General features: G+C 63.6%; 2 protein-coding genes. Both read right to left on the bottom strand.

Going from position 1 to position 3712, the window contains the following annotated elements; translation table 11 throughout:
* Nucleotides 1-2933: xanthine dehydrogenase family protein molybdopterin-binding subunit (locus VNZ93_RS07115; RefSeq protein WP_325702125.1), on the bottom strand; the 2933-nt coding region annotated here is incomplete at its 3' end.
* 89 nt (nucleotides 2934-3022) lie between these two features.
* Nucleotides 3023-3712, bottom strand: a 690-nt coding sequence (locus tag VNZ93_RS07110) for an AraC family transcriptional regulator (RefSeq protein WP_325702122.1), incomplete at its 5' end; no start/stop codon positions are given.

The following is a 3712-nucleotide window of genomic DNA, read 5'->3' as shown; positions in this document are numbered from 1 at the left end:
ATCAGGCCATTGGCCGGGCTGGGCGCCCCGCCAGCGTGGCGGGCAAGCGCCTGGAAGAACTGACCGATCACCACGCGGGCCGCGCCGTCCAAAAGACGCCCTCCGACCGAGGCGACCTTGCCGCCGATTGCCGCCTCATAGCGATAGTCGATCCGGGTGCCGTTTGTGGTCTCGGTCAGGGTGACGCGGCCCGTGCCGCGGCCGGAGCCAAGCGCTCCCTCGGTGCCACCCGCTAGCGTCACAGCCTCGGGTTCGACCATGTCGCTGAGGCGGATGTCGGCACGGTAGCGACCCTTGACCGGGCCTATGCCAAGCGTGACCTCGGCGCGGAAATGCGTGTCGGAAACCTTCCGGACCTCGTGCGCCCCTGGAATGATTGCCTTGAGAGTGTTCGGGTCCAGCAACATCGCCCAGACGGCTTCGCGCGTGGCGGAAACCTCCGCCGAGCCGGAACCGGTCAGCATCCGCTCGCCGGAAGCGCCGGTGGCAGCCGGTTTCGCGTCCAGCGGTTTCGAGGGCGGGCGTTCTTCGCCATGGCGCCACCCAGTGATCCGGCTCGGCGACAGCGGCAATTGGACGTCTTCGATGCCGAGGGCATCAGCGACGGCATTGGCGATGCAGACCGGAGTCGACATGCAATTGCCCTCGCCCACCCCCTTGGCGCCGAGCGGCGTGAAGGGCGACGGCGTCTCATGATGAAGGACCAGCGGCTCCGGCGTCTCCATGACGGTCGGGATTAGGTAGTCTGCGAGCGTGCCGGTCAGGAAGCTGCCGTCGCCGCCATAGGCATATTCCTCGTAGAGTGCCGCGCCGACCGCCTGGGCGAACCCGCCGCGCACCTGACCCTCGACCATGCCAGGGTGCAGGATGCGACCGCAGTCATGCATCGTCACATAGTGGTCGATCCGCACCTGCCCTGTCGTTCGGTCGATCTCGACGCCGCAGATGTCGAAGATGAAGCCATGGCAAAGCGACGAATTGATCCCGTCCGTTGCCGTCGGCGCCTCCAGTTGCTCCGGCGTCCAGAAAACCGTCTCGTGGATTGTCTGGTCCGTTCCATCTGGCAGGGTGCCAGGCGCCCAATGGCTTGACGCAGCCACACGTGCGAAGGAAAGGGCATTGTCCGGGTTGTTGCGGTCAAGGACTTTGCCGTCCCTGAAGTCCACGTTTTCTGACGTGATATTGAGCTGCGTGGCAGCGATTGCGGCGAGACGTTCCCTGATGCGACCTGCGGCGAGCGACGCTGCGCCGGCGACCGCAGCGGCAAACCGGCTTGCGTAATTGCCAGAAGCGATAGACCAGGCATCGCGCGACGTGTCGAGTTCGGTATTGACGCGCACCGCCTCCATGGAGAGGCCCAGCCGCTCGGCAACTACCTGCGCCAGCACGGTGCGATGGCCCTGCCCCTGCGGCACCGATGCGACCTTTACGGTGACGGACCCAAGTGGATCGATGGCTATTGTCGCAACCGACTGCGCGCCGTTTTTTGGCCCCGCCTTCTTCCGCTCATCCGGCGAAAGAACTGTCGTGATGTAGCCCATGTTGGAGACGCTGGGCTCCACCACGGCCGCAAAGCCGATGCCGTACAAGCGGCCTTCGGCGCGCGCAATGGCCCTGCGCTGCCGCAGAGTCTCGAGACCACCTTCCGCACAGGCGCGATCGATTGCCGTCTGGTAATCGCCTGAATCCAGCAGACCACCGGTTGCTGTGCGATAGGGGAAGGCATCGCCCGGCACCAGGTTGCGGCGGATGACGTCGAGCGGGTCGAGGCGGAGTTCGTCAGCGATTTTATGAACGAGGCGCTCCAGCGCGAAATAGATCTGCGGACCGCCGAAGCCACGGTTAAGGCCGGTGGGCGTCTTGTTGGTAAGCACGACGCGATTGCGGATGGCGACGTTGCGGATCGCATAAGCGCCGGTCATGTTGCCGTGCATGCGATAGAGGGTCGCCGGTTCCGGCGCCCGCAGGTGGGCGCCGCAATCTTCCAGCTGGTCCCAGTTCAGCGCGGTAATCTGCCCTTCGGGTGTGACGGCTGCTTCCAGCGTCGTCACACGGTTGGTCGCGGAGACTGATGCGGTCAGGTGCTCAAGGCGATCCTCGATCCATTTGACCGGCCGGCCAGCGACGCGGGCAGCGACCGCAGCAAGGATAACATAGGGGAACACGCCCTGCTTGATGCCGAAGGAGCCCCCGGAATCGGGGGGCGTACGCAGCCGCATGCGATTGCCGGGAACATTCAGGGCTCGGGCAATCACGGCATGGATCGAGAACGGCCCCTGAAAATTCGCCGTCACATCATAGGCGTCTTCGGCCGGATCGTATTCTGCGATCACGCCGTAGGTTTCGATCGGCGTACAGGAGTTGCGCGGATAGGCAATTCGAATGGAGATCCGGTGAGCTGCCGTCGCAAAGGCGGCCTCCGGATCACCGTAGCCAAAGCTGCGCTCGTTGATGAGGTTAGTGCCGAGAGAGGGATGCAGAACCGGTGCATCGGCGGCAAGTGCCTTTTCAGGGTCTACAACGGCGGTCAGAGTCTCATACTCGACCTCGATCAGGTCGAGCGCATCCTCGGCAACATAGCGATTTTCGGCGACGACGAGGGCAACCGGTTCACCGACATAGCGGACCCGGTCGCGAGCGATCGGCCAGCATTCAACATTGGCCTTGACCCCTACCGTCATGCTGCGGGTGAGCCGCGCGACATCCTCCCCGGTCAGCACGGCGAAGACACCGGGAAGAGCAAGGGCGGCAGCCGTTGAGATCGCACGAACTTCCGCGTGGGCATGCGGCGAGCGCAGGATTGCCAGATGCGCAGTATCACGTCGGACCGGCAGGTCGTCGATGTAGCGGCCGCGGCCGGTCAGAAGTCCAGCGTCCTCGATACGTTCCACAGGTCGGCCAATCAGGCCGCCTGCCGCTCCCAAACTCTTCATTCGCTCCTCACGCTCCCGTTGGTGTCGGGGTGCCGTAGGGAAAAATGAAGAAAGCGGTGCAGACGGGCGATACCGCTGCGTATCAGACCTTACCGAGGAGTCTCATAATCGCTCGCCGAGAGGCGGCTGACGGTTCGGAAGATGCTTGGCGAGGAGCCGGCATGGTCATGGAAGAAGCGCGAGAAGTGGGCTGGTACGGAAAAGCCGAGACGGTCGCCGATTGCCGCGAAGCTCTCCGTACCGTCGGCTACGGCGGTAACCGCCTGTTCCAGCCGCTGAACGTTGAGGAAGACCCGCGGCGTCACGCCCAATGAACTCTCGAACAGACGGAAGAAGTGCGCCCGCGACAGACCGATGTCGCTTGCCAGAAGATTGAAATCATCAATTTCCCCTGGTGCCGCCTTTATGCGGTCGACGGCCTTGCGGATGCGGAAGTCGACGAGAGGACGCGATGCAAGATCGCGGATCGAATTTGGCACCGCTCGCCAGTCGGCGAAGCGCTCTATCACGGCAACCATGAGTTCGCCGAGCAGCACCTCGTGCATCTGGGTGCTGTTCGGCTCATTCACCAAGGCCTCTGCCAAAATGCGGACGCGCGAGCGAATATCGGGCGTGATCGAGCCGACATTCGTGGTGAAGAAGTCTGGAGCGTGGCTTGCAGCCCAGTTCGGTCGAAAATCGCCGAGCCATCGCGGCTCTATATAGAGCGCAAGGATGATCGTTTGCGGCCGTGACGGGTCGTGCGCATAGGCGTGTGACTCCCACGCATTGATCAGCAC

It is taken from the genome of Pseudorhodoplanes sp., from assembly GCF_035565795.1.
Lineage (GTDB): Bacteria > Pseudomonadota > Alphaproteobacteria > Rhizobiales > Xanthobacteraceae > Pseudorhodoplanes.
The sequence above is the reverse complement of the archived record's forward strand: the minus strand, read 5'-3'. Positions and strand labels throughout refer to the sequence as shown.